Origin of the sequence: Geothrix sp., from assembly GCF_020622065.1 — a bacterium.
Taxonomy (GTDB): Bacteria; Acidobacteriota; Holophagae; order Holophagales; family Holophagaceae; genus Geothrix.
Genome location: NZ_JAHRYQ010000001.1, coordinates 1,589,040 through 1,611,610 on the forward strand (window position 1 = coordinate 1,589,040; position 22,571 = coordinate 1,611,610).

General features: G+C 63.9%; 26 protein-coding genes. 14 read left to right on the forward strand and 12 right to left on the reverse strand.

From position 1 onward, the window contains the following. The first annotated feature begins 101 nt into the window (after positions 1-101). The 11 genes from QZ647_RS07425 (at position 102) to mtnA (ending at position 9,697) form a co-directional block, all read left to right on the forward strand. Positions 102-593, forward strand: coding sequence for a hypothetical protein (locus QZ647_RS07425; protein WP_291271537.1), 492 nt, complete (start codon positions 102-104; stop codon positions 591-593). Between the two features lie 1,400 nt (positions 594-1,993). Beyond that, the gene (locus QZ647_RS15585) at positions 1,994-2,533 is read left to right on the forward strand and encodes an energy transducer TonB (RefSeq protein WP_366526160.1); all 540 of its coding nucleotides are present in this window, start codon (positions 1,994-1,996) and stop codon (positions 2,531-2,533) included. An 11-nt stretch (positions 2,534-2,544) separates the two neighbouring features. Then, a complete protein-coding gene (locus QZ647_RS07430; protein ID WP_291271547.1) occupies positions 2,545-3,348 on the forward strand; it encodes a hypothetical protein in 804 nt (267 codons plus the stop codon). A gap of 319 nt (positions 3,349-3,667) precedes the next feature. Beyond that, positions 3,668-4,066, forward strand: coding sequence for a hypothetical protein (locus QZ647_RS07435; protein WP_291271548.1), 399 nt, complete (start codon positions 3,668-3,670; stop codon positions 4,064-4,066). Positions 4,067-5,316: 1,250 nt separating this feature from the next. Continuing rightward, a complete protein-coding gene (locus QZ647_RS07440; RefSeq protein ID WP_291271549.1) occupies positions 5,317-5,778 on the forward strand; it encodes a VOC family protein in 462 nt (153 codons plus the stop codon). Between the two features lie 166 nt (positions 5,779-5,944). After that, entirely contained in the window at positions 5,945-6,529 is a 585-nt protein-coding gene (locus QZ647_RS07445; RefSeq protein WP_291271550.1) for a YdeI/OmpD-associated family protein, read from the forward strand. A gap of 182 nt (positions 6,530-6,711) precedes the next feature. Then, a complete protein-coding gene (locus QZ647_RS07450) occupies positions 6,712-6,882 on the forward strand; it encodes a hypothetical protein (RefSeq protein WP_291271551.1) in 171 nt (56 codons plus the stop codon). Between the two features lie 169 nt (positions 6,883-7,051). After that, positions 7,052-7,471, forward strand: a complete 420-nt coding sequence (locus tag QZ647_RS07455; protein ID WP_291271552.1) for a DUF1801 domain-containing protein — start codon at positions 7,052-7,054, stop codon at positions 7,469-7,471. Between the two features lie 37 nt (positions 7,472-7,508). Continuing rightward, complete coding sequence (locus QZ647_RS07460; protein ID WP_291271553.1) at positions 7,509-7,907, forward strand: MmcQ/YjbR family DNA-binding protein; 399 nt, start codon at positions 7,509-7,511, stop codon at positions 7,905-7,907. 7 nt (positions 7,908-7,914) lie between these two features. Beyond that, entirely contained in the window at positions 7,915-8,577 is a 663-nt protein-coding gene (locus QZ647_RS07465) for a class II aldolase/adducin family protein (RefSeq protein WP_291271554.1), read from the forward strand. Positions 8,578-8,701: 124 nt separating this feature from the next. Next, positions 8,702-9,697, forward strand: coding sequence for an S-methyl-5-thioribose-1-phosphate isomerase (mtnA, locus tag QZ647_RS07470; RefSeq protein ID WP_291271555.1), 996 nt, complete (start codon positions 8,702-8,704; stop codon positions 9,695-9,697). 32 nt (positions 9,698-9,729) lie between these two features. On the opposite strand, the gene QZ647_RS07475 is transcribed toward mtnA, so the two are convergent. The 3 genes from QZ647_RS07475 to QZ647_RS07485 are packed head-to-tail and all read right to left on the reverse strand — an operon-like array spanning position 9,730 to position 12,841. Next, the gene (locus QZ647_RS07475; RefSeq protein ID WP_291271556.1) at positions 9,730-10,107 is read right to left on the reverse strand and encodes a hypothetical protein; all 378 of its coding nucleotides are present in this window, start codon (positions 10,105-10,107) and stop codon (positions 9,730-9,732) included. Continuing rightward, positions 10,104-11,147, reverse strand: a complete 1,044-nt coding sequence (locus QZ647_RS07480; RefSeq protein WP_291271557.1) for a glycosyltransferase family 9 protein — start codon at positions 11,145-11,147, stop codon at positions 10,104-10,106. The genes QZ647_RS07475 and QZ647_RS07480 overlap by 4 nt, the downstream gene beginning before the upstream one ends. Further along, positions 11,144-12,841, reverse strand: coding sequence for a phospholipid carrier-dependent glycosyltransferase (locus tag QZ647_RS07485; RefSeq protein WP_291271558.1), 1,698 nt, complete (start codon positions 12,839-12,841; stop codon positions 11,144-11,146). Before QZ647_RS07485 ends, QZ647_RS07480 begins: the two co-directional genes overlap by 4 nt. A 53-nt stretch (positions 12,842-12,894) precedes the next feature. On the opposite strand from QZ647_RS07485, the gene QZ647_RS07490 reads away from it, so the two are divergent. Further along, positions 12,895-13,170, forward strand: coding sequence for a hypothetical protein (locus QZ647_RS07490; RefSeq protein WP_291271559.1), 276 nt, complete (start codon positions 12,895-12,897; stop codon positions 13,168-13,170). Between the two features lie 15 nt (positions 13,171-13,185). Here QZ647_RS07490 and QZ647_RS07495 read toward each other — a convergent pair whose 3' ends face one another. Both QZ647_RS07495 and QZ647_RS07500 read right to left on the reverse strand, forming a co-directional pair. Continuing rightward, a complete protein-coding gene (locus QZ647_RS07495; RefSeq protein WP_291271560.1) occupies positions 13,186-14,853 on the reverse strand; it encodes a glycosyltransferase family 39 protein in 1,668 nt (555 codons plus the stop codon). 19 nt (positions 14,854-14,872) lie between these two features. Further along, the gene (locus tag QZ647_RS07500) at positions 14,873-15,925 is read right to left on the reverse strand and encodes a bifunctional UDP-4-keto-pentose/UDP-xylose synthase (RefSeq protein ID WP_291271561.1); all 1,053 of its coding nucleotides are present in this window, start codon (positions 15,923-15,925) and stop codon (positions 14,873-14,875) included. A gap of 225 nt (positions 15,926-16,150) precedes the next feature. Here QZ647_RS07500 and QZ647_RS07505 point away from each other — a divergent pair, with 225 nt between their 5' ends. Then, positions 16,151-16,588 carry a hypothetical protein gene (locus QZ647_RS07505; protein WP_291271562.1) on the forward strand — a complete coding sequence of 146 codons (438 nt, stop codon included), beginning with the start codon at positions 16,151-16,153 and terminating at the stop codon, positions 16,586-16,588. A 16-nt stretch (positions 16,589-16,604) separates the two neighbouring features. On the opposite strand, the gene QZ647_RS07510 is transcribed toward QZ647_RS07505, so the two are convergent. From QZ647_RS07510 to QZ647_RS07535, 6 genes are read right to left on the reverse strand one after another with little or no spacing between them, the layout of a single operon-like run. After that, positions 16,605-17,510, reverse strand: coding sequence for a CorA family divalent cation transporter (locus tag QZ647_RS07510; RefSeq protein WP_291271563.1), 906 nt, complete (start codon positions 17,508-17,510; stop codon positions 16,605-16,607). Then, a complete protein-coding gene (locus QZ647_RS07515; protein WP_291271564.1) occupies positions 17,510-18,574 on the reverse strand; it encodes a zinc-binding dehydrogenase in 1,065 nt (354 codons plus the stop codon). Before QZ647_RS07515 ends, QZ647_RS07510 begins: the two co-directional genes overlap by 1 nt. Before the next feature lie 13 nt (positions 18,575-18,587). Further along, complete coding sequence (locus QZ647_RS07520; protein ID WP_291271565.1) at positions 18,588-19,586, reverse strand: NAD(P)H-dependent glycerol-3-phosphate dehydrogenase; 999 nt, start codon at positions 19,584-19,586, stop codon at positions 18,588-18,590. Next, positions 19,573-20,238, reverse strand: a complete 666-nt coding sequence (gene plsY, locus QZ647_RS07525) for a glycerol-3-phosphate 1-O-acyltransferase PlsY (protein ID WP_291271566.1) — start codon at positions 20,236-20,238, stop codon at positions 19,573-19,575. Before plsY ends, QZ647_RS07520 begins: the two co-directional genes overlap by 14 nt. Before the next feature lie 38 nt (positions 20,239-20,276). Continuing rightward, a complete protein-coding gene (locus QZ647_RS07530; protein WP_291271567.1) occupies positions 20,277-21,500 on the reverse strand; it encodes a CinA family nicotinamide mononucleotide deamidase-related protein in 1,224 nt (407 codons plus the stop codon). Between the two features lie 42 nt (positions 21,501-21,542). After that, entirely contained in the window at positions 21,543-21,707 is a 165-nt protein-coding gene (locus tag QZ647_RS07535) for a hypothetical protein (RefSeq protein ID WP_291271568.1), read from the reverse strand. A gap of 49 nt (positions 21,708-21,756) precedes the next feature. Between QZ647_RS07535 and QZ647_RS07540 the strand changes: the two genes are divergently transcribed. Next, positions 21,757-22,053 carry a hypothetical protein gene (locus tag QZ647_RS07540; protein ID WP_291271569.1) on the forward strand — a complete coding sequence of 99 codons (297 nt, stop codon included), beginning with the start codon at positions 21,757-21,759 and terminating at the stop codon, positions 22,051-22,053. Here QZ647_RS07540 and QZ647_RS07545 read toward each other — a convergent pair. Continuing rightward, on the reverse strand, positions 22,032-22,559 hold the full coding sequence (locus QZ647_RS07545; protein WP_291271570.1) for a DinB family protein: 528 nt from the start codon (positions 22,557-22,559) through the stop codon (positions 22,032-22,034). The two genes, QZ647_RS07540 and QZ647_RS07545, sit on opposite strands and share 22 nt — an antisense overlap. Positions 22,560-22,571: the final 12 nt, after the last annotated feature.

The window sequence follows — 22,571 nt, forward strand, 5'->3', positions numbered from 1 at the left end:
CCTGCACGGCCTCCCGTTCTCTCTCAGCATCACGCTTCCTCGGCTTCGTTCAGCGCCTCGGTGCAGGCGGGGCCCGGTTAGCTTCATTCGTTAGGCCGCTGATGAAACGCCTTCTCCCAATTGCATGCGCCCTGGTACTCGGCTGTCAGCCAAGCAAGGTTGATGTGTCCTCAGCTAATCACCCATTGCTGGCGGATTATAAATCCTCCCAGAGCTTCACTCCATCATGGAGTACCATTTATCATCCATCTGTTCATCAATGGAATCAGTCCATCAATCTGGGCAATGGCCTGACTCTACTGGTTACCGCCACTGGTTGGATTAGTGGTGAATTTCAGGGGCAGTTCTCTGATGAATCCACACCACGAACAATCGGCCATCCAGGCGACTACGTCTATCCTTGCGATTTAAGATATAACGCCTCGAAGAAACTCCTTTTTGCCAAAGCAAGTGGCCTCGCTGGTGGTATCGAGAGGGTCACAGTGGTCTTCGAATACGATGTCCAACAGAGGCGGCTGCTTCATACCTATCACGTTGCCGAGAACCTTCTCCCACCAGATCCAACGCCTATAACTCAGCGGCCTAACCCTTAGCTCAACTCGGACCCCGCCTGCATTGTCTTCCGCTCTTTCTCTTCGTCTCGCTTCCTCGGCTTCGTTCATCGCCTCAGCGCAGGCGGGGCCGGTTAGCTTCATTCGTTAGGCGCTTCCGAGTCTCCGATGACCAATTCTCAAATCATCATGCTCCTTCTCATCGCGGTCCTATTCCTCGTCATTTCGATATATAGCGTGATTCGTTTCGATAGGCTTTTAAGAATTGAATACGAAACAAATCGAGAGACTTGGATAGCTGATGGCAAGCCAAAGGGCTCGTTTTGGTGGGCACCGGGGGAGGATTCATATCAGAACGCCATGGCCGCCCGGTATTTTATGTTTAAGGTCATTTTTAAAACACCTGATTGGATAAATCAAAATGAGACCGCGAAAGATTATTTACGGCAACTGCGAATTGCCGCTCTAATCTGGAGCATAGCCTACCTTCTGTTTTTCATACTCTTTCTATACAGTGCTGCAACCAGCGCCTAACCCTCAGCTCAACTCGGACCCCGCCTGCATTGCCTTCCGCTCTTTCTCTTCATTCGTCTTCCTCGGCTCCGCTCAGCGCCTCGGCGCAGGCGGGGCCGGTTAGCCACATTCGTTAGGCTTCCCGTTTCACACTCAAATTGCCTGGAGGTTCCAATGAGATCGCCTCGGCCGTTGGCTGTGTCGGTAGTCGCTCTTTGCTGTTACAGCGCCTTATTCACTGCTCAGGAACTCCGAACAGTCAACCCGCTAGCTAATTCAATTTCTTGGGTCTACTCCCGTGGCGATGGCAACCTTAATTCCCGCGATGTCCAACCAGAGCAGGCAAGGGCCCTTATCAAAACCGTTCGTGGAGAATTCCTCTGGTACCAAGAGGATGGTAAAGGCTATTTGATTATTGAACCTGAACTTCTAGCTACCGTTAAGGCGATGAGCCTAGAGAGAGCGCTATATCATAAGCCTCAATTTCACCAGGGGAATGTACGCCTCACAAAGAGCCAGGAAGCCCAACAAATAGAATTGTCGCGGCAATTTAATGAATTGATCATGGCAGCAGCGAAACGCGCTATCCAAGAAGGAGCTTTTTGGCCGATGCCCCATCCAAACGGTGTTCGGGTCGGGAAACTTGTATGTGCCGATGGGCACGAATACTACCCATCACCGGACTATAAATTCTGCTACCGCGATGGAAGGCCGCTAAATTAGCTCATTCATAGATTGGGAGCTGAGGCCCAGCCTAACCTTCCGCTCAACTCGGACCCCGCCGGCATTGTCTTCCGCTCTCTCTCAACTTCTCGCTTCCTCGGCTCCGCTCAGCGCCTCGGGGCAGGCGGGGCCGGTTACCTTCATTCGTTAGGCCGCCCATGAATGTTCGAATGATCCTCATGTTGGCCCTGTCCTGCCTTGCATCTATGCTCCAGGCGCAGCCACCGGCCCGCCCGAAGGTTATTGCCTCTAATTTGTTGATCTACCCAGTTCCTGCTCGGTCACTCGGGATTTCAGGTGTTGTTTTGGTCTCGGTAGTTACTGATGGGTCCAAGCCGGTGGCTGTGGATTGCCTGTCGGGACCGCCCACATTAGTTGAATCCTCGTTGGCATTCGTTAAATCGTGGCGGTTTGTTCCCCACAAACGCACTGAGTTCACGGTCGAGCTTACATACAAGCTGGTTGAGCCACCCTCAGAAGAAGAAAACCCAGAGAGCGCTCCCACTCAAGAGACCCTTACCTTATTCCTGCCTGCAAGGGCTACCATTCAATCAACGATCATTCCGAATGGCTGCGCGGGTCTTGAAGTGATAGTGCCCCCAAGAAATAGCTTTGCCGTTCTAGGGCGGTCTAACCCTCCGCTCAACTCGGACCCCGCCTGCATTGCCTTTCGCTCTCTCTCAGCTCCCCGCTTCCTCGACTCCGCTCATCGCCCCGGTGCAGGCGGGACCGCTTGGCTTTTTTAGTTAGGCAGCCCATGAACAGTGTTCTAAAGACGCTATTCGCCCTTCTCATCATGCCTCTCACCCTTCTAGCCGGGGGGTTCAAGCCATTTGAAGGGCCCAAACCAATAGTCGTCATCCTCGTTTCCGATCCCTGGCGAATGGTTATCGGTTCTGATACTCCCAATCTTGTTCTTTACGAGGACGGTCAACTGATTCGCCTGAAGGTACTGCCTGAAGATCGATCAGTCTATTTCTGGAAACAGCTCACAGATAAAGAATTCAACGAAATCAAAGCCCAGATCCATGCCTGTGGTCCATTCCCTTCAAAACCAAGCCGACTTTCTTTGACAGAAGCTACTGATCAGCCGGAAACCAGCGTGATGATTGATTTTGGTGAAGATCGTTTCCTCTGTTCGGTCTACGGGCTCTCATGGCCAAAGGAGCGATCCGTACCTGGTGTAAAGGGAAAGTCGAGGTTGTCAAAGGAGACACGGTCTCTGCTCACTCTTCTGGCCAAATTTACTCCTACCCAAATGCAGGAGTGGAAGCCTCGGTATATCGAAGCCATGGTTTGGCCGTATGAATACGCACCCGAGGAGTCCATCCATTGGCCCAAGGACTGGCCGGGGCTGTCATCGGAATCGACAGTTAAACGCAGGGATGATTCGTTTTCCATTTTTATCCCAGGGTCACAACTGCAACGGCTCACAGCATTTCTTGCTACCAGGAAAGAAAAGGGGGCAGTAGAAATCGATGGCAAGAAATGGGCGGTTTCCGTTCGCTCAACTTTCCCAAGTGAACCGATTTGGCGAAAAGCATTCCGAGCAATCGAATAGAATCATTGACACAAGCCCATTCCCCGTAATCGTCTGCCTAACCCTCCGCTCAACTCGGACCCCGCCTGCATTGTCTTCCGCTCTCTCTCGACTTCTCGCTTCCTCGCCTCCGCTCAGCGCCTCGGTGCAGGCGGGGCCCGGTTAGCTTCATTCGTTAGGCGTCTGTAGAAGGGAGATACGCCTTGAGCCTCGAATCATCTGAATCGCTCAAAATCATCGAAGAAGTAAGGTATCGACCAATGCGAATCGAGGAGTATGTGGCTTGTCCTCTTTTATATACGCAATTGAATGGAAGGCCGAGGTGACTACACTACCTGGAATGCAGACGAGCCGATTTCTGGTATTCCGGCGCCTGATCATCTTTGCTCTCGCCGGACTGCTGATCTATTACCACACCTTTACCCTGTGCGATCTGTATCTAGGCGCCGGCACCAGTACTCATACGACGTTCGAATACATACAATCGGTCCTTCGAGCGGTGATTGCTCTCAGTTTGCTACTCGTGGTCTTTGGCAAACGCTGGGCTTTGTGCGGGATGTGGGCCGGTATCACCGGGCTTATTGCAACGCACTATTGGGCGCATTTCGGGAACCTGCCCGTCGATTTCACTCTGGGTAGGCATCCACTCTCCTATCTCAAGGGCTTTATTTTTCCCACAATTATCACCCTGGCATTCCACACTTCACGCCAGGTTGGCGATTCAAATGCAGACGCCTAACCTCTCGCTCAAGTCGGACCTCGCCTGCATTGCCTTCCGCTCTTCGTCTCGGCAGTTCGCTATTTCGGCTCCGCTCATCGCCTCGGCGCAGGCGGGGCCCGGTTAGCTTCATTCGTTAGGCCTCCAGGTTCCCAATGAAACCAGTTCTGAATCTATTCGCTTCCCTCGCGGCCATCGGATTGGTCGTCAGCCTTGTTTCCCATATATTCGCCCTTTTTGGTCTGGCCGGCCCTCTGGGTGATTTCTCCTGGATCTTACATATTGGAATTTTTGTTGTTTGGATTCCAGCGGTCATCGCAAGCCAGTCTTTAAGCCGCAATGTACCTTCCAAAGATTTCTGGAAGGCAGCACTGCGTGGGTGCCCACCCTGGATGAAGTACCTCACCTACTTCTTCTTCGGGTACGCCATCTTCAATTTCGCTCTATTCATCATTTCTGCTCCTGCGCACCCTGCTTCTGGGCCAATGCCACCAGCTGTAGTAAGGGGCTTCTCGGGCCACTGGATGGCCTTCTACTGTGCTGCCCTTTCAATTCTGTATTCCAGAATGAGCACCCAGGAACAACTTAGGCCGACACACTGCCCAAATGGGCATCCCATCAGCCCCCTCGCCAAATTCTGCGAGGCGTGTGGTTCCTCTGTCGGTCCAGGTTCAGTCGGCCCAAAATAGTGAGCCTCGGCCTAACCCTCAGCTCAACTCGGACCCAGCCTGCATTGCCTTCCGCTCTCTCTCAGTTTCTCTCTTCCCCGGCTCCGTTCAGCGCCTAGGTGCAGACGGTGCCGCTTAGCTCCATTCGTTAGGCGCCAACACATGTCTATCCTGAGATCCATCCTGTCAAATCGCTGGACAAAGGTCGGGCTGATTCTAGTGGCGCTGGGTTGGGGTCCCCTCTTCGCGATCATCCTTCTTTCAAAATTAAGCATGTTGTCAGATCCAAACCCCAATCCGATTGGTTGTGGATTGCTTTTCGCCATCACATTCTTTCCTGCCGTTATTTGCCTTACTATCGGTTCCTTCCAATCCTTACGGCGACGATTCTGAGTGAGCCTGTGCCTAACCCTCCGCTCAACTCAGGCCCCGCCTGCATTGCCTTCCATTCTTTCTCTTCGTCTCGCGGTCCCGACTCCGTTCAGCGCCTCGGTGCAGACGGGGCCGGCTAGCTTCCTTCGTTAGGCAGACAGAACGGAGGCGCACCTCTGGATGGATATGCGACCACCGGTTACCATCGCCCGCGATGAAGGAGAATCCCCAATGACCAAAATCACCCCGTTCCTGATGTTCAACGATCAGCTCGAGGCGGCCATGGAGTTCTACACCGCCACCTTCCCGGCCTCCGAAATCAGGAATGTCGCCCGCACCGGCAAGGATGGTCCGATCACTTCCGCCGAATTCGTCGTCGGTGGTCAAGTCTTCATGGGCTACAACGGAGGGGCCTACTTTACATTCTCCGAAGGCTTCTCGCTCTATGTTGACTGCGAGAGCCAGGCTGAAGTCGACGGGTATTGGGACAAACTGGTCAAGGCTGGGGCGACACCTACCGCGTGCGGCTGGATCAAGGATCCCTTCGGTCTCTCATGGCAAATTGTCCCGCGGCGATTCATGGAACTCATTGCCGATAAGAATCCCAAAAAGGTACAGGCGGTGATGGAAGCCATGATGACAATGGTGAAGCTCGATGTGGCGGCACTGGAGAAAGCCTATGATGAGGCGTAAACGCGGAGCGCCCACACCCCGGGCGTTGGAAGTGCTGCCCAACTCTCCGCTCAAGTCGGGCCGCGCCCGAACGGCCTTCCGTTCTCTCTCAGCATTTCGCTAACTCGGCTCTGCTCGTCGCCTCGGCGGCGGCTTGGCCGCTTAGCTTCATTTGTTAGGGCTTACGATGTTGCTCGCAGCCACTCTTGAACCCAAACATCGCAAAGCATGGCGCGACTGGCTTGAGCATCACCACGCCATTGAGAAAGAAATTTGGCTGGTTTTTAAAAAGGCACATTCTGGCCAACTCACATTTACATACAGGGATGCTCTATCAGAAGCCATTTGCTTTGGCTGGATTGACGGTGTGCGCCAGCGAATCGACGACGAAAAGTATGCACAGCGATTTTCTCCACGCACCAAAACATCTAGATGGTCTTCGATTAATATTGCACTAGCAAAAGAATTGGAGGCCGAAGGCCTCCTTTCGCCATCAGGGATTGCCTCACTCAATCAGGCAAGGTCCGCCCAAACTGACTCAAGTAAGCCACCCGAACCATTCCCGCCTGTTTGGTTTATGACCGCCGTCCAGGCAGATATGGTCGCATTGAGCAACTTTCAGAACTTGCCTCCATCACATCAGCGTCGATATGTCGGCTGGGTGTCATCCGCCAAGCGCGAAGATACGCGTGAAAAGCGAATCGCTGAAGCAGTCATTCTTCTTAAAGAGAACAAGCGTATCGGCCTGGGTCCAGGGGAAGTGCGAAAATGATTTGTAACCTCCTCGTAAGCCTAACCCTCAGCCCAACTCGGACCCCGCCTGCATTGCCCTCCGCTCTCTCTCGGCTACCCGCTTCCTCACCTCCGTTAGGCGCCCTGGGGCCGGCGGGGCCGGTTAGCGTCCTTCGTTAGGCCACTCGCCTCCCCGCACGAACTCATTGGAGTGCCACTTCCATGCAAAACAAAATTTCCTTTGTCCTCGAAAGCCTTGGCCTGATCGGCCTCATCTATGGCTACACCAAGAAGAATCGAAACATCATGCTCATCTCGGCATTGGTTCTCTGGTTTGGTGGTTCATTGAATGACTTTGTGAAGGGATTCATTGACGGAATGCATGCCCATTAGATTGGCCTGACCCTCGACTCAACTCGACCCCGCCACCGTGACCTTCCGCACTCTCTCGGCCTTTCGCGATCTCGGCTCCGCTTGTCAACTCGCCGTTAGCGACATCGAACCAAGAAAGCCACTCCCACCCCCTTGTTCATAAAATCTCCCCTGCTCCTAGGAGGAGGCCATGAAAAAACAAAGCGTGAGTCAAGGTCCCTCGGCGTCGGAACTCATCTCGGAACGAATCGCCGAGCTTGGGGACTGGCGCGGGGAAACCCTCAGCCGAGTCCGCAAGCTCATCCAGGAGGCCGATCCAGAGGTCGTCGAAGAGTGGAAGTGGATGGGCACGCCGGTCTGGTCGCACGACGGCATCCTCTGCACCGGGGAGTCCTACAAGAAGGCCGTGAAGCTGACCTTCATCAAGGGTGCCTCGCTGGAGGATCCGGACCATCTCTTCAACGCGAGCCTCGATGGAAACGCGCGGCGCGCCATCGACATCCGCGAAGGGGAAGAAGTCGACGCGTCGGCTTTCAAGGCGCTCATCCGCCGAGCGGTCGACCTCAACCGATCCGGCCAGTCGAAGCCCCCGAAGAAAGCGAAGTCCTAGGAGATCCCGCCCAGCCAGCTTCCTTGATGAGCGCCCCATGCCCAAGCCCCCTCCGTTTTCTCGACCCGTGACCGCCCTCCGGAAAGCGGCCCTGGCCTTCCCCGAGACCACGGAGGACCACCCCTGGGGCGAGTGCGCCTTCAAGGTGAAGGGGAAGGTGTTCCTCTTCCTGTCCACGGGCGACGCCAGGCTCTCCCTTTCCATGAAGCTGCCCCAGTCGAACGGCTTCGCCCTCCTTCTGCCCTTCACCAAGCCCACGGGCTACGGCCTCGGCAAAAGCGGATGGATCACGGCCACCTTCCCGCTGGGAGAAACGATCCCCCTGCCCTTGTTGCTGGACTGGCTCGAGGAGAGCTTCTTCGCCGTGGCGCCCAAGCGCGTATCGGCAATCCTGGCGGCGAAGGCCCGCCCCGCGGCGCTCCGGAGCAGGCGATAATCGCTCCATGGATGCTTCCGGCCCCCTTCGCGATCTCCCCCACGACCTCCTCGAGGCCTGCCGCCGCCTCCACGCAGGCCGCCTGCTGGCGGCTTCCGACGGCAACCTGTCCCTGCGGCTGGCCGACGGCCGCATCGCCATGACACCCAGTGGCGTGCCCAAGGCGAAGGTGAGGCTGGAGGACCTGGCCTACCTGGCCCTCGACGGCACCATCCTCTCGGGCCGCCCCAGCAGCGAGCGCGCCATGCACCTGGCCATCTACCGCGCCGTGCCGGAAGCCAGGGCCATCGTCCACGCCCACCCGCCCACCGCCATCGCCTGGTCGCTGGCGCGGCCCGAGCTGAGGGAGCTGCCTTCGGATGGCTTGCCGGAAGTCATCCTCGCCGCGGGCCGCATCCCCATCGTGTCCATGGCCATCCCCGGCACCGAGGCCATGGGCTCGAACCTCCTGCCCTTCCTGCCCGACCATCGCCTGATGATCCTGGCCCGCCACGGCGGCCTGTGCTGGGGCGAGCAGCTGGACGAGGCCGTGGGCGGCATCGAGCGGCTGGAACAGGTGGCCGAGATCCTCTGGAAGGCCGAAGCCCTGGGCGGCGCCAAGCGCCTGGAACCCGCCGACCTGGACGAACTCCGAGCGCTTCGGGCCAAGCTGGGGCCTAGGATCATCTAAACGGATGAAACAACCATAACTATATATAATGCATAATTTACAGATAATAAGAAACGAATGATCTCTGCGCTTCCCACGATGAATCCACCCTTCGTCCAGCTCCCCCCATGACTGAGAATCAACCATGAACCCCTTTGAATCCCTTGGCCTGAAACATGACGGACGCACGCTCTGGGTGCTGGACCAGACGCAGCTCCCGGACGCCGAAGTCTGGCTGGATGGCAGCGCTCCTGAGGACATGATTGCGCTCATCAAGCGCCTGGCCGTGCGGGGGGCGCCTCTCATTGGTGTGGCCGCGGCGGCCAGCCTGGCCACCTGCGCGGAGCGCGGGGCCACCGCGGCCGAGTACGCCGCCGCCTGCGCGACCCTGCGCGCGGCCCGGCCCACGGCCGTGAACCTCATGTGGGCCATGGACCGCATGAAGGCGGCGACTGATCCCGGGGTGGAAGCCCGGGCCATCTTCGAGGAGGATGTGCGACTGTGCGAGGGCATGGCCCAGCACGGCGCCGCCCTCATCCAGGACGGCGAAGGCATCCTCACCCACTGCAACACCGGGGGTCTCGCCACGGCGGGCATCGGCACAGCGCTGGGCGTCATCCGCCGCGCCCACGAGCTGGGCAAGCGCATTCATGTCTTCGCCGACGAGACGCGGCCCCTGCTCCAGGGTGGCCGCCTCACGGCCTGGGAACTGAGCAAGCTGGGCATCCCGTCCACCCTCATCACCGACAGCATGGCGGCCCTGCTCCTGCGCGACGGCAAGGTCCAGCGCGTGCTGGTCGGCTCGGATCGCGTGGCCGCCAACGGCGACTTCGCCAACAAGGTGGGTACCTACGGCCTGGCCGTGCAGGCCCGCTTCCACGGCGTGCCCTTCCATCCCGTGGCCCCCTTCTCCACGGTGGACCTCGCCTGCCCCAACGGCGCCGCCATTCCCATCGAGGAACGCGACCCCGCCGAGGTGCGCGGTCATGGCCGCCTGCGCTGGGCCCCCGAAGGAATGGCCGCGTGGAACCCCAGCTTCGATGTCACCCCGGTGGACCTCGTCACCAGTCTGGTGCTGGATCGCGGCGTCTACAGCGCCGGCCAGCTTCGATCCGGAGTCCTGGCCAGGGTGTGCGGGTAAAGACGAATGCGCCCTCTGTGGTTAATGGTTTCTCACTGCCCCCGTCCGCTCCAGGCCTGCAATCCCACGCCGATGACGATGATGAGCAGCGCCACCCACCGCATGGGCGTCATGGCCTCGCCGAGGAAGGCCCGGGCCATGAGGGCGTTGGCGATGAAGCCCAGCGCCAGGAAGGGGTAGGCGTAGTTCACCTGCACCATGGACAGGGCGCCCAGCCAGACGACGACGCTCACGGCGTAGCAGGCCAGCCCCGCGATGACCCAGGGCTCGAGCATGAGGCGGAACAGCGGGCCCGCGGCCAGCTGCATGCCCCCAGCCGCCTGCAGGCCCTTCTTCAGGCAGATCTGCGCGGCGGCATTGAGCAGCACGCCCAGCACGATGAGGGGGATGGCCTTCAGGTTGGGGCTCATGGGGCCTCCGGGGCGGGCAGGACTTGGCGTGGGACCTGGCGGGTGGCTGCATGGGCTTCAAGGGCGGCCCAGATGTGTTCTGCGGGCAGTTGGGTCATGCAGGGGTGATCCGGCAGCGGGCAGTGCCACTGCTGGCATTCGAGGCAGGCGAGATCCTCCTTGCGCAGCACCGTCACCTGGGGCCCCCGGGGGGCCGTGTGGCGGGGGATGGTGGGCCCGAAGACGGCCACCACGGGCACGCCACAGGCCGCCGCGAGGTGGGCCAGGCCCGAATCGTTGGCCAGCACGGCGGTGGCGCCCGCGAGCCAGGCGGCGCTCTGGGACCAGGGGAGCTGCGCCGTGAGGTTCAGCACCTCGGGCACCTGCTCCTTCAGCCTGGCGCCCCAGATCACATCGTCGCCGGGCCCGCCTAGCACCACGATGCGGTACCCAGCTCCCAGGGCCCGCCGCGCCAGATCCACCAGCAGATCGAGCCCCAGCCGCTTGGCGCCCGCCGCCGCCCCGATGGCGAACGCGAGATAGGGCGCGACTTCGAATCCCTGGCGGCGGCGCTGCTCAACCACCGCCTCCACGCTGGCCTGCCGCGGGTGGAAGGGCAGGAAAGCCGCCGGCCCCAACTCGGGATAGCCGCACTTCACGATGTCCCGGTAGCGGTCGAGCGAGTGGTCATCCCGGTCCCAGTATTTCAAGCTGGCGGTCAGCAGGAGCGAGGCGCCGCCATCGCCGCAGCCCACGCGGCGCGGCACGCGGGCAAGGAAGGCCGCGGCCGGGGCGCGCAGGCTCTTCGCCAGAGCCAGCACGGAGGCTGGGCGATGGGCGCGGAGCAGCCGGACCCCCTCCCGCAGCCCGGTCTTTCCCGGGGGATCGGCCACGGCACCCGCATAGCCCTCGGCGCCCTCGAAGAGTTCCACCGTGGCCGCCGGGCCCCAGGCCACCAGGGGCAGACCCGCGGCGATCAGCGGGGCGGCGGCCTGGTGCATCAGCACCGCGTCGCCGACGAAGCGGGGCAGACGGAGCCAGTGGGCGCCGGAGGGAATCATGGTTTCTTCTTCAGCAGCAGGATCTCGCCGCCACCCGTGGGCACGGCCAGCAGCACCTCGAAGCGGTCCCGCAGGGCCGGCGTCATGCCCCAGGCATCCAGCTCCCACTCGCCGCGCTGCGCCACCAGCCGCGCCTCGGGATCCAGCCGCTCCAGGGCCCCGGCGCTGCGCAACTCAGGCATGAGGTGATCCGTATAGACCATGACGCCGCTGCGGATGGTCTGCCAGTAGTAGACCTGCCGCCCGGCGATCAGGGGCTGCACGGCGGCCGTCCAGCGGCGGTAGGACTTCGCTGGATCCAGCAGCCGGAAGCCCCAGGTCCCCCCCACCAGGTAGAGCAGGCCGAGGGCCAGCGCCGCGACGGGAATCAGGCCCTGGGCCCGCTGGCGCCAGGCCTGGACGGCCGTCCCGAGCGTCCCCGCCACCATCACCAGAGCCATGAGGCGGATCGGACCGAGGAAGGGCGCCACCTGCCCTCGCATCTTCGGCCCGCCGGCCCCCAGGGCCACGGCGGCCAGCACGAGCGCGGGCACGGCGAGGCCCGCCGCGAGCAGCAGACCCAGGCGCCGGGTGCGGGCACCCTCCATCCGCCAGAACAGATCGGCCAGCAGCAGGGCCAGGAAGGGATAGCCCATGAGCAGGTACTTGCCCTGCTTGCTCTGCACGGCGCTGAGGAAGAGGAACGGCACAAGAAAGGCCAGCAGCAGGAAGCGCCGGGCCGGATCGCCCAGGCTCCGCTCCCGCCGCAGATGCAGCCCCAGCGCCGGCAGCAGCAGGACCCAGGGGTAGAAGTCCCCGAGGAGGTACTCGCCGTACTTCCACCAGGGATGGATGTGGTCCCAGGCCTTCGTGGCCCGCTCGAAGTTCTGGAAGATGATCAGTTCGTAGGCGTAGTGCGCCCCGCCCTTCAGTCCGGCGGCCACATACCAGGGCGCCACGAGCAGCAGCGTGAGGCCCAGGCCCGCGAAGATGCCCGCGCGGCGGAGCACGGCGAAATCCCGCTGCCAGAGGAGGAAGGCCGCCAGCAGCAGCAGCGACAGCACCGGCGCCAGGGGCCCCTTGGCGAGGAAGGCCAGGGCCAGCCAGAAGTAGGCCTTCAGGAACCAGCGGCGGTGCTCATCAGACGAGGCCTCCTGCTGCTGGCCGCGCAAGAGCAGGTAGCCGCCCAGCCAGCAGAACCAGCTCCAGGCCAGCAGGGCCGCGAACAGCAGGTCGATCTGGATGAACTGGCTCTGCCAGAACCAGAGGGGCGTGGTGGCGAGGATCAGCGCGGCCGGCATGGCGATCCCCCGTTCCAGGAAACGCGCGGCCCAGCGGCGGAAAGCCGCCAGGAAGGCCACGGCGGCGAGCACCGACGGCAGGCGCAAGGCCCAGGCCGCCACACCCTGGGTGAAGCCCAGACCGCCCGTGAGCGCGTCCAGCAGCCCCGCAGAGGCCTTCATCACCCAGTAGTAGAGGATCGGCTTTTCGCTGTAGGGCACGCCGTTCAGGTAGGGCAGGATCCAGTCGCCGCGAAGGCGCATCTCCTTCACGCACTGGGCGAAGTCGGGCTCGTCCGGCGCCCACAGGTCGCGCATGGGCAGCACGGCCAGGAGGAGCAGGGCGAAGAGCAGCTCGGGTGCATGGGCACGCAGCCAGTCCGCCAGGCGGGCTCTGGACCTCAAGGGAGGCGGCGGGGGCAGGTGTCCGTCCATCCCTCCATCTTCGCCCGGAAAGCCGCCTTCCGCCCAGGCGTTAGAATGGGAACATGGGTCCCCTCCTGTTCAGCCTCCTGCTTCTGGCCACGCCTGCGACTCCTTCGGCCACTCCTTCGGCTGCTCCCTCGGCGGACGGCGTGAAGGAGGACATCAAGCAGGCGGGCAAGGAGATCGGCCAGGGCTTCAAGAAAGGCGGCAAAGCCATTGGCCATGCGGCGAAGGAAGGCGGAAAAGCCGTGGGACGCGGGGCGAAAACCGCGGGCAAGGGCGTTGCCAAGGGCGCTAAGGAAGCTGGCAAGGGGATCAAAGAGGCCGTGAAGAAGTAAAGACGACCGGTTTCCTCAGCGCCGCCGGGCCACCACAGCCGCGGGATTGCGCGCCACTTCCTCCCAGCGGGCCTTTTCGTCGGCGCCCAGCTGCTTCCAGCTGGCGGCCTTGGCCATCACCAGGACGGGGCGTGAAGGATCAGCCTGCTTCAGGCGGTCGGCCATGGGACCCAGGGTGGCGGGGTCTTCGTCGAACCAGCGCGCCACCTCGGCGCCCAGCTTGTCCCGGCCGTAGGCCAGCTCGCCCGTGCCCGCCACCACCACGACCCGGGTCCGGGCGTAGAAAGGCAGCCCCTGGAAGTAGGTCCCGTAGCTGATCCACTGGGCATTCGCCGGCGCGGCGCGAAGGAGATCGGCCACGGATTTGCCCGGCCCCGCCGCCGTCTGGGCGGTCCAGACCAGCAGCCACAGGGCTGCCCCCATGGCCGCCCTGAGGCGGGAAGCCGTCAGCCCCTTGGGCCGGTGGGCCCAGAGGCCGAGGCCCGCGAAGCCGGCGCCGAGGGCCAGCATCCAGGCGAATCCGCCCAGATCCTTGCGGAAGATGGCCGCGGCCAGGAGGAAGATCCCGCCGAGCAGCACCAGCTCCTTGCCCATGCGGCGCAGGGCGGCGGTTTCTTCGCCCTCGCGCTCGAAAGTGCAGGCCAGCGCCGCGAGCGGCACGATGGCCGGCAGGATGTAGGGGGCCAGCTTGGAGCCGGAGGCGCTGAAGAAGACCAGGGGCCAGCAGAAGGCCAGTGCGGTGATGCCGACAGTCCAGCGGGCCAGGTGGTCCTGGCCCTGCGGCCCCCGGCCCTTGAGGAAGGTCCAGCCGCGCTTCAGCCCCACGGCCGTGGCCGATAGCCAGGGCAGCAGGCCCACGGCCAGGACGCCCACGAAGTAGAGCTTGTCCAGCAGCCAGTTGTTCGAGCCCTGGCGGGCGTGTTCATGGGTGAGGAAGCGCGTGAAGTGTTCGTGGATGAAGAAGAACTGGGCATGGCCCGGGTTCGCGCGATTGACAGCCCAGAACCAGGGCACCACCAGGCCGAGGTAGAGCAGCCAGCCCAGGGGATCGAGGGCCGTGCGCAGCACGGCCCGGCGGAGCGCGGCATCCTTCCAGGCGAAGGGTAGCGAGAACACCAGGATGCCGCCCATGAGGATCACCTGGGCCAACCCCTTGGTCAGCATGGCACCGGCCATGAAGGTGAAGGCGGTCAGCGTCCACCCCAGACCACCCTGCCCTTCTTTGCGCTGGGCTGCCGCCTCCACGAAGGCGGCCAGGGCCGCCACCAGGAAGGCGCTGAAGAGGGCGTCGAGGGTGAGGACCTGGCCCACGAGGAAGGCCAGCAGGCCCGTGGCCGCCATGAAGGGCGCCCACAGGGGATCCCGGGCGCCCAGGCGCTTCGCCAGCCGCCAGGCGGCCCAGATCATGAGGCCTGAAGCCAGGGCCAGGGGCAGCCTCGCCGCAGCGCCGTTCAACCCGAAGAGCTTCATGCTGAGGGCTGATAGCCAGTATTGAAGGGGCGGTTTCTCGAAGTAGAGCACTCCGTTGAGGCGCGGGGTCAGCCAGTCGCCGGCCGCGAGCATCTCCCGCGGGATCTCCGCATAGCGGCCCTCATCCGGCTCCCAGAGCGGCCGTACCAGAAGGGGCAGCAGGCCGAGGAAGAACCAGAGTGCGATGAGGGTGGAGCGTTCGCGGCGCGTCATGGGCGCGGGGCTCAGAGGGCTAGTTCTCGGTCTCGACGACCTTCTCCAGTGCCTTGTGCTCCTCGACGAAGAAGTCCATGGCCTTCTTCAGCGAATCCTTCATGGACACCTTGGGATCGAATCCGAAGGTGCTCTGCATGCGCTTGATGCTGGGGGTGCGGCGGGCCACATCCTGGTAGCCCTTGCCGTAGAACTCGCCGCTGCTGGTCTCCACCGTGCGGCCTTCGGGAATGCCGCGCTCGATGCGGAAGGGATGGTCCTTCCAGATGGCGATCATCATCTCGGCGATCTCGCGCACGCTGTAGTCGTTGGCCGGGTTCCCGATGTTGAAGATGCCGCCGTCGGCCTTGCCACCTTCGTTGCGCAGGATGGACATGAGGCCGTCCATGGCGTCGCTGACATCGCAGAAGCAGCGGTGCGCGTGGCCGCCGTCCACCAGATTCAGGGGCTCACCGTTGAAGAGGTTCCAGCTGAACTGAGTCACCAGGCGGCTGCTGCCCTCCTTGGCGGTGTTCAGGCTGTCGAGCTTGGGGCCCATCCAGTTGAAGGGGCGGAAGAGCGTGAACTTCAGGCCCTGCTGGAAACCGTAGGCCCAGATCACGCGGTCGAGGAGCTGCTTGCTGGTGCTGTAGATCCAGCGGTTCATGGGAATGGGACCCGTCACCAGGGGCGACTCATGCTCGTCGAACTCCGCGTCGGGGCACATGCCGTAGACCTCGGAGGTGCTGGGGAACACCACGCGCTTCTTGTATTTCACGCACTGGCGGACCACGCGGAGGTTCTCCTCGAAGTCCAACTCGAACACGCGCAGGGGATCGGTCACATAGACCTTGGGGGTGGCGATGGCCACCAGGGGCAGCACCACATCGCACTTCTTGATGTGGTACTCGATCCACTCCTTGGAGATGGTCACATCGCCCTCCACGAAGTGGAAGCGCGGGTTGGGCAGATGCTCAGCCACCTTATGGGCGCTGAGATCCAGGCCATAGACCTCCCAGTCCGTGTCCTGCATGATGCGGTCCACCAAATGGGACCCGATGAAACCATTGACGCCGAGAATCAGGACTTTCACGAAAGCTCCTCACGCAAACATTTCAGCTTAGAGCCTGGGCAGGCCGATGAACATCCCGTTTTGCCCGGGGAGGGGCAGGGTGCGTGGCGAATCGCCACGCACCCTGTGGAAGATTGCCGCAAGAAGGGATCGCTTATGGGCTATTAATCCGCGTCCAATCTCACCTTTTTCAATAGGTATAAATATTGCTTTGTCTTTTACCACCACCCACCCCCAGGAGGTTCCATGAATGCCTCGACCCTGCTCGTCGGCCTGCTGTTGACGACTTCCGTGGCCTGCCTCGCCCCCAAGAGGAAGGCCGACTTCGAGACGAACCTCAACCGCTGGGTTGGTCGCCCCGCCGCCGAATTCATCCAGGCCAACGGCGATCCCTCCACCACTTCCGCCCGGCCCGATGGCGGCAAGACCTATGTCTTCGCGGCCTATCGCCAGAAGGAGGACAAGATCGTCTACCAAGAATTCCGCAACACCACCACCCACGAGCGCGTGCAGCAGGCGCCGGGAGCCACCCCCCCCGAATGGGCGAACAACGGCACCGACGGCATCCTGACCCGGAAGGTCTCCGTGCCTTTGAACAGCAACCTCTATTGCCGAGTGGTCCTCGAGGCCGATGCCCGCGGCACCATCCTGTCCACGAAATACGAAGGGAACGATTGCTGGTAGGCCGGGAACCCCGCGCCTATTTCAGCCAGCCCTTCCGCCGGAACCAGCCCCAGATGGCCAAGGCCGTCAGGACCATGGCGGCGATCACGAGCGGATACCCGAGCCGGTGCTCCAGCTCGGGCATCCGCTTGAAGTTCATGCCGTAGACCCCCGCGATGAAGGTGAGCGGCAGGAAGAAGGCGCTGAAGATCGTGAGCACCCGCATGACCTCGTTGGTGCGTTGGCTGGCGAGATTGATCTCTAGGTTCATGAGATGGGTGGCGCTCTCCAGGAGTTCGTCCGCCCAGGTGTGCAGCCGATCCGCCTCCTCCACCACATCCGCCAGCAGCCCCTGGTCGTCTCTGGCCTGCTCTTTCAGATGGCCCAGGGAGGTCATGATGCGGCCCAGGGTGCGCTTGATGACCGCGCAGCGGCGCTTGAGGCCGTAGATCTGCTTGATGCCCTGGTGCGGGGTCTTCCGGCTGAAGAGGGCCGCCTCGATCTGATCCAGCTTGTCCTCGCTCTCCTTCAGGGGATCATCGAAGGATTTCACCGCGCCCGCGCAGAGGGCCAGCGCCAGCTGCTCCGGCCGGAGCGCCGTCCCCCCCGCGGCCGCCTGCTGCGCCGCCGTGGTGAAGAAGGGCTGCTCGCGCCGGTGGACGGTGATGACGGCGCCCTCCATCATCAGCACCACGAGCCGCCGGGTCATGGCCTGGATGGTGTCGCCCCGCTTGGCCACCTCATCGTAGGCCCGCAGGATCAGCAGCTGCTGCCCCGGCAGGCGCTCGAACTTCGGCAGGTGGGGCTGGTTGAGGAAGTCGCGCACCGCCGCCGGGTGCAGGCCGTAGCGGTCCGCCACCTCGGCCATCTCCTCGGCTGTGGGATCCACCAGGTCCACCCACGCAAAGGAGGACCCCTCGGGAAGCGGCAGGTTGCGCAGCATCAAGGCACCCGGCAGACCACCTTGCCGAAGCCCTGTCCGGCTTCGAGGTGGCGCTGGGCTGCGGGATAGTCGACCAGATCGAAGACGCGATCGATGACGGGGCGGAAGGGCGGGTTCGTGGGATTGCGCCGCAGCAGGGACAGCAACGACCAGAGGTGCTCCCGGCGGCCCATGTACGAGCCCCGGATCTGGATCTGCTTGGCGAAGAGGGCGCGCAGGTCGAAGGTCGTCTCGCGGCCCGTGGTCGCGCCGCAGGTGACGATGCGGCCCCCCCGGGTGCAGACGGAGAGGCTGGTGCCCCAGGTGGCCGCGCCCGTGTGCTCGAACACCACATCCACACCGCGCCTGCCCGTCAGATCACGCACCTTGGCGGCCAGGGCCTTCAGATCGCCGCGGACGAGTGCGTGCTCGGCCCCCAGCTCCCAGCACTTCATGGCCTTGGCTTCGCTGCCCACCACGGCGATGGCCGTGCCGCCCAGGACCTTCACCAGCTGGATGGCCGCGCTGCCCACGCCGCTGCCGCCACCCCAGACCAGCACCGTCTCGCCGGGCCGGAGGGCCGCCTTGTGGACGAGCATCTCCCAGGCCGTGAGGAAGACCAGGGGAAAGGCCGCCGCCTGCTCGAAGTCCCAGTTCGGCGGGATCGGCAGCAGGTTCGCCGCGGGCACCAGCACATGGGTGGCGGCCGTGCCGTCGCAGACATGGCCCAGCACGCCGTAGGAGGGACAGAGCATGTCATCGCCGCGCAGGCAGGCCGGACAGACGCCGCAGCTGAGGCCCGGCGCGATCATCACGCTGCCGCCCGGCTCCACGCCCGGCGGCAGGACCGTGCCCTCGCCCATGGCCTCGACCACGCCCGCGCCATCGCAGCCGGGCGTGAGCGGCAGGGGCAGCGGGAAGCCCGGCAGGCCTTCGGTGGTCCAGAGGTCGAGGCGGTTCAGGGCCATGGCCTTCAGCTCGAGCCGCACCCACCCCGGCTTCGGATCCCCGGGCACGAAGGCCTCGTGCACTGGCGAGCCCGCCGGGCCGTGCTGGTTCACTCGGAAACGGAACGGATCGGCCAAGGCGGCCTCCAGGTCACTCGGACTTCAACGAGCGGGTCATCAGTCGCCGCACGGCTTCTTCGGGCCGTTCACCATTCAGCAGGCGCTGCACTTCAGTGGCGATGGGCAGGTCGAGGCCGTGCTCCTGCGCCAGGGCCAGGGCGGCCTCGCAGGTGAACATGCCCTCGATGACCTGGCCGCCCAGGGCGTCCCGGGCCGCGTCCACGCTCTGCCCCTTGCCCACCATCTCGCCGAAGGTGCGGTTGCGGCTCTGGGGCCCCGTGGCCGTGAGGAGCAGGTCGCCCATGCCGGCCAGGCCCATCACCGTGGACGGCTGGCCGCCCAGGACTTCCACCAGCCGGGCCATCTCGGCCAGACCCCGCGTGATGAGCGCCGCCCGGGCGTTGTAGCCCAGCTTCAGACCGTCCACCAGGCCCGCCGCGATGGCGAGGACATTCTTCAAGGCGCCGCAGAGCTCTGTGCCCACCACATCGCGGCTGAGGTAGATGCGCAGTTTCTCCGAGGACAGCTGGGCCTGCAGGGCCTTCGCCCGCTCATCGGACACGGCGGACGGCAGCGCCAGCACGATGGCGGAAGGCACGCCCCGGCTCACCTCGTCGGCGAAGGTCGGGCCGGACAGGGCGCCCACGGGCACATCCAACACGCCCGTGAGGGCCTGGGACAGGGTCTGGTGCGTGCTCTGGAGGATGCCCTTGCTCACATGGATCACCAGCTCAGGGGCCTGCCCCGCTCGGGGCCGAAGGCGTCGCCAGGCCCCGGGCGTGGCCTGGGTGGGCATGGCGGAGATCCACAGAGGGGCCTCGAAGGCCGCAGCCGGGTCGTCCGAAGTCTGCAGGTTGTCGGGGAACACCACATCCTTCAGGCGCAGGTGGCGCCGCGTGGCGGCCATCTGGGCCATCTCATCGGGAAAGTTGCCCCACAGGGCCACCTTGGCGCCCGCCCGGGCCCAGGTGATGGCCAGGGCCGTGCCCCAGGCGCCGGAACCGAAGACGCCGATGTCAGCCCTGGACATCGCTGTCCTCCTTCTTGGCGCCCCAGAGCTTGGATTCCGTGCCCTCCTGCAGGCGTTTGATGTTCTCACGGTGCTTCCAGATCACCAGGATGGCCAGGGCCAGCCAGGGAAGGACGGGCCACAGGTCCCTCCGAGCAGAAAATCCGAAAGCCGAGAAACAGTACATTCCGATAAACAGTTGTACCGGCACCATGGCCGCGGCCAGGATGCTGCCCAGGCTCACCTGGCGCGTGAGCCACAGCACGAAGATGAAGGTGACCATGGGGAGGACCATCAGGGTGGGCTCCGCGGCGAGAATCACGCCCAGGGCCGTGGCCACGCCCTTGCCGCCCTGGAACTTCAGCCAGGGCGTATAGATGTGTCCCAGCACCGCGGCCAGGGCCAGCAGGGCGAGCATGTCGGTACCCAGGCCGGCCCGCTTCGCCAGGAAGACCGGCAGGAAGCCCTTCAGGATGTCCAGCAGCAGGGTGACGACGCCCAAGGCCTTGCCCCCCACCCGACTGACATTGGTGGCGCCGATGTTGCCGCTGCCGTGGGCGCGCACATCCCCCTTCCCCGCCAGCTTCACCAGCAGGAGACCGAAGGGGATGCTGCCGCAGAAGAAGGCCGCGAGGCACCAGAGGACCAGGGATTTCGGATCGAATGACGGCATGAACGCAGTGTATCAGCGGCCGTGCGCCGGCAGGAAGGCTACGCGGACAGCGCCCGGCGCAGCAGATCCAGCGCCCAGGCCGTGCTGCGGAGCTGGATGTCCGTGCGGTCACCTGGCTGGTTGAACGCCTTCGAGACAGTGCCTCCCGGTCCAGCCAGGGCGATGAACACGGCGCCCAGAGGCGCTCCTCCTTCCGCCGCGGGGCCCGCATTGCCCGTGAGGCCGAGGCCCCAGGTGGCGCCGAGTTTCGTGCGGACCGCCTCCGCCAGGGCCCGGCTGGTGGCTTCGGAGACGGTGCCTTCGACCGCGAGGAAGGGCTTGGGAAGCCCCAGCAGGGCGGTCTTGGCGGCGGCGGTGTAGACCGTGGCGCCCCCGAGGAAGGCCTCGCTCGCCCCGGGGATGGCCGTGAGACGCGCGGCCAGGAGGCCGCCGGTCACGCTTTCCGCCACGACCAGGGTCTCGCCCCGGACCTTCAAGCGGTCCAGCACGGCATCCTCCAGGTTGCCGTCCCCGACGCCGACCAGGTCCCCGCCCAACAAGGCTTCGAATTCGACGCGGGCGGCCTCGAGGGCGGCCTGATCGCTTCCCCGGGCCAGCAGCTCCACCTGGGTGAGGCTGGCGAGGATGGTCCATTCGAGGTGGGCGTGGCGTTCGCGGGCCTCCCGGGTGCGCTCGTCCAGGTTGCTCTCAGGCACGCCCCCCACCACCAGGCGCAGCGTATGCACCCGCCGGCCGGCCAGGGCCTGGAGGCGCGGCTCCACCTGCTCCTCCCACATGCGTTTCATCTCGCGGGGCACGCCTGGCAGCATCACGAGGCGCGTCCCGGGGTGTCCTGGGGGACCCGACCACCACACGCCCGGCGCCGTGCCCACGGGGTTCGCGAGGGCCTCCGCACCGGCGGGGATGAGCGCCTGCTTGAAGTTGGCCTGGGGCGGGACCCGTTTCCGGGCCGCGTAGAAGGCCAGCATGTCCTCGCGGCTCTTCGCATCTTCACGCAGCTCAGCGCCGAGGATGTCCGCGAAGCACTCCTTCGTGAAATCGTCGAAAGTGGGGCCCAGCCCGCCGGTGGTGATGATGAGATCCGACCGCGTCAGGGCCTCACGGAAGAGCTGGGCCAGGTCCTCCCGGCTGTCGCCGACCGCGGTCTTGCGGTGGAAGCCAAGACCCAAGGCTGCCAGGCGCTCGCCCAGCCATACGGAGTTGGTGTCGAGACGCCGCGTGGTGAGCAGTTCCGTTCCGATGGCGATGCATTCGATGCGCATGAAGGGAATGGAACCACGGGGATCGCGAAAGCTCAATGCGGGTCAGGACTCCAGCCACTCCCGCGCGGCCCAGCGCCCCAGCCAGATCCCAGCGCCCGTGCCCACCATGCTGAGAACGACCCCGGTGGTCACGCCGATGAGGGCGCCGAGGTACCACCCCGCCAGGCTGCCCAGGGTGGCTCCGACGAAACCCATGAGCTTTTCCACGGAGGCGCCTCCTGGGCTTTAGGATGATGGAATTGGAAGAGGTGTTCCCATGATCATCCCGGATTTGGACGACCTGGTCCTGGAATCCGACGAGGAGTCCGGCATCCAGGAGCTGGGCCGGCGCGTCCTGGCCCGGGGGCCCTGGACCACCGTGGCCTTCCTGGTGAAGACGAAGACGGATCCCGAAGGCGACTGGGAGGGCCCCTTCCTCTGGCTGCACCGCTACCAGAAGGTGGCCCAGGGCTGGAAGCTCGTGAGCCGCTTCCGCACCACGGAATCCACCCAGCTCGAGAAGCTGGCGGATTCTCTGGAGGCGTGGAAGGGCTACTTCAGCCCGGGCAGGTAGCGCTCGCGGATCACCGCCAGGTGGTGGGCCGTGTGACCCGCGCAGATGAAGGGGAGGCAGCGCACGATGATCGCCCGGCCGTTGGTGGTGCCCTGGTGATCCCAGGCCGCCTCGGGCAGGCTGCGGAACAGCGTGAGGCTGGCGCTGCGGGCGGCGCGCCAGTCGGCCAGCAGGTCCGCCACGGAGTGGGCGTCCGCCCGGGCCGCGACGGCGTAGGTCTCCTCGTCGAAGCCCGGCAGCGGCGTGGCATCGCCCCGGCCGATGCGCAGGCAGCGATAGGCGAAGATGCGCTCGGCGTCGCTGAGGTGCTGCAGGAGGTCCTTGAGGCTCCACTTGCCCGGGGCGTAGCGGAAGCCACCCTGGGCCTCGGAGAGCCCCGCGAACAGGGCCGTCACTTCACCCATCTGGCTCTGGAGGCTGCTGGCAATCTCCCCCTCACCCGCCGCGGCGATGTAGGGGGCGTAGGCTTCGGGGTATTCACCCGGGAGAGGTCGCGTGAGGGCCATGGGTTCTCCTCT

Bases quoted from the DNA above. Each gene is read 5' to 3' on its own strand.
- mtnA (WP_291271555.1), top strand. From the start codon at position 8,702: ATGAACCCCTTTGAATCCCTTGGCCTGAAACATGACGGACGCACGCTC.
- QZ647_RS07425 (WP_291271537.1), top strand. From the start codon at position 102: ATGAAACGCCTTCTCCCAATTGCATGCGCCCTGGTACTCGGCTGTCAG.
- QZ647_RS07540 (WP_291271569.1), top strand. From the start codon at position 21,757: ATGATCATCCCGGATTTGGACGACCTGGTCCTGGAATCCGACGAGGAG.
- QZ647_RS07460 (WP_291271553.1), top strand. From the start codon at position 7,509: ATGCCCAAGCCCCCTCCGTTTTCTCGACCCGTGACCGCCCTCCGGAAA.
- QZ647_RS07435 (WP_291271548.1), top strand. From the start codon at position 3,668: ATGCAGACGAGCCGATTTCTGGTATTCCGGCGCCTGATCATCTTTGCT.
- QZ647_RS07510 (WP_291271563.1), bottom strand. From the start codon at position 17,510: ATGCTGCGCAACCTGCCGCTTCCCGAGGGGTCCTCCTTTGCGTGGGTG.
- QZ647_RS07490 (WP_291271559.1), top strand. From the start codon at position 12,895: ATGGGTCCCCTCCTGTTCAGCCTCCTGCTTCTGGCCACGCCTGCGACT.
- QZ647_RS07495 (WP_291271560.1), bottom strand. From the start codon at position 14,853: ATGACGCGCCGCGAACGCTCCACCCTCATCGCACTCTGGTTCTTCCTC.
- QZ647_RS07520 (WP_291271565.1), bottom strand. From the start codon at position 19,586: ATGTCCAGGGCTGACATCGGCGTCTTCGGTTCCGGCGCCTGGGGCACG.
- plsY (WP_291271566.1), bottom strand. From the start codon at position 20,238: ATGCCGTCATTCGATCCGAAATCCCTGGTCCTCTGGTGCCTCGCGGCC.
- QZ647_RS07465 (WP_291271554.1), top strand. From the start codon at position 7,915: ATGGATGCTTCCGGCCCCCTTCGCGATCTCCCCCACGACCTCCTCGAG.
- QZ647_RS07475 (WP_291271556.1), bottom strand. From the start codon at position 10,107: ATGAGCCCCAACCTGAAGGCCATCCCCCTCATCGTGCTGGGCGTGCTG.
- QZ647_RS07505 (WP_291271562.1), top strand. From the start codon at position 16,151: ATGAATGCCTCGACCCTGCTCGTCGGCCTGCTGTTGACGACTTCCGTG.
- QZ647_RS07445 (WP_291271550.1), top strand. From the start codon at position 5,945: ATGTTGCTCGCAGCCACTCTTGAACCCAAACATCGCAAAGCATGGCGC.
- QZ647_RS07530 (WP_291271567.1), bottom strand. From the start codon at position 21,500: ATGCGCATCGAATGCATCGCCATCGGAACGGAACTGCTCACCACGCGG.
- QZ647_RS07450 (WP_291271551.1), top strand. From the start codon at position 6,712: ATGCAAAACAAAATTTCCTTTGTCCTCGAAAGCCTTGGCCTGATCGGC.
- QZ647_RS07485 (WP_291271558.1), bottom strand. From the start codon at position 12,841: ATGGACGGACACCTGCCCCCGCCGCCTCCCTTGAGGTCCAGAGCCCGC.
- QZ647_RS15585 (WP_366526160.1), top strand. From the start codon at position 1,994: ATGCTCCAGGCGCAGCCACCGGCCCGCCCGAAGGTTATTGCCTCTAAT.
- QZ647_RS07430 (WP_291271547.1), top strand. From the start codon at position 2,545: ATGAACAGTGTTCTAAAGACGCTATTCGCCCTTCTCATCATGCCTCTC.
- QZ647_RS07455 (WP_291271552.1), top strand. From the start codon at position 7,052: ATGAAAAAACAAAGCGTGAGTCAAGGTCCCTCGGCGTCGGAACTCATC.
- QZ647_RS07545 (WP_291271570.1), bottom strand. From the start codon at position 22,559: ATGGCCCTCACGCGACCTCTCCCGGGTGAATACCCCGAAGCCTACGCC.
- QZ647_RS07440 (WP_291271549.1), top strand. From the start codon at position 5,317: ATGACCAAAATCACCCCGTTCCTGATGTTCAACGATCAGCTCGAGGCG.
- QZ647_RS07480 (WP_291271557.1), bottom strand. From the start codon at position 11,147: ATGATTCCCTCCGGCGCCCACTGGCTCCGTCTGCCCCGCTTCGTCGGC.